The organism is Propioniciclava sinopodophylli (assembly GCF_004324755.1).
Classification (GTDB): Bacteria; Actinomycetota; Actinomycetes; order Propionibacteriales; family Propionibacteriaceae; genus Propioniciclava; species Propioniciclava sinopodophylli.
In genome coordinates this window covers 1-686 of record NZ_SDMQ01000038.1, presented here as the reverse complement: position 1 = coordinate 686, position 686 = coordinate 1, and the positions used below count along the sequence as shown (strand labels likewise).

Annotated in this window: 1 protein-coding gene; it reads right to left on the bottom strand. The window is 67.8% G+C overall.

Translation table 11 applies throughout. The features are described 5' to 3' along the window. Positions 1 to 42: 42 nt before the first annotated feature. On the bottom strand, positions 43 to 630 hold the full coding sequence (locus tag ET989_RS14640) for a GNAT family N-acetyltransferase (RefSeq protein ID WP_131170278.1): 588 nt from the start codon (positions 628 to 630) through the stop codon (positions 43 to 45). Between the last annotated feature and the right edge of the window lie 56 nt (positions 631 to 686).

The following is a 686-nucleotide window of genomic DNA, read 5'->3' as shown; positions in this document are numbered from 1 at the left end:
TGGTGGCCAACCACCCAATTCGTCCCTGCGAGTCCCGCCGAGCTACTTCGCGAGGAGATGGTCCAAGTGTCGGCGGACTGCGGGCCAGTCACCGTCGGTGATCGAATACTGCGCCGTGTCGGTCACTTCACCGGTGCGCATGATCCGGTCGTTGCGGATGCGTCCCTCGAACACCGCCCCCAGCCGCTCGATCGCCCGCCGCGACGGATGGTTGAACCAGGTCGCCCGGAAACACACCCGCCGGCAGCCCCACTGCTCGAACGCGTGGGCGAGCATCAGCAGCTTCGCCTCCGTGTTCGTTCCGGTGCGGTGGGCCGACGCCGCCTGCCACGTGTAGCCGATCTCCACCGCCGGGACAGTAGGGAGCGGATGGCAGTAGGTCGTCACGCCGACAAGCTGGCCGTCGGCGAGCCGGCGGAGGGCGAACGGGAGCATAAGTCCGCGCTCAGCCAGGTCACGTTTGGCCTTGACGTCGGCCGCCACCGTCTCGGGGGCGGGTGCGGAGGTGTACCACAGGTCGTTGATGTGGCCGTCCTGCACTGCGGCGCGCAGTCCCTCGATGTGCACGTCATCGAGCGGTTCAAGGGAAACAAGGTGCCCGGTGAGAGTCGTCGGCGTGAGGAATTGCATGGTCAACACCTACCGGATCGCGCGAGCTCTGGCTGCCATGCCGCCCCCGCGGCGGC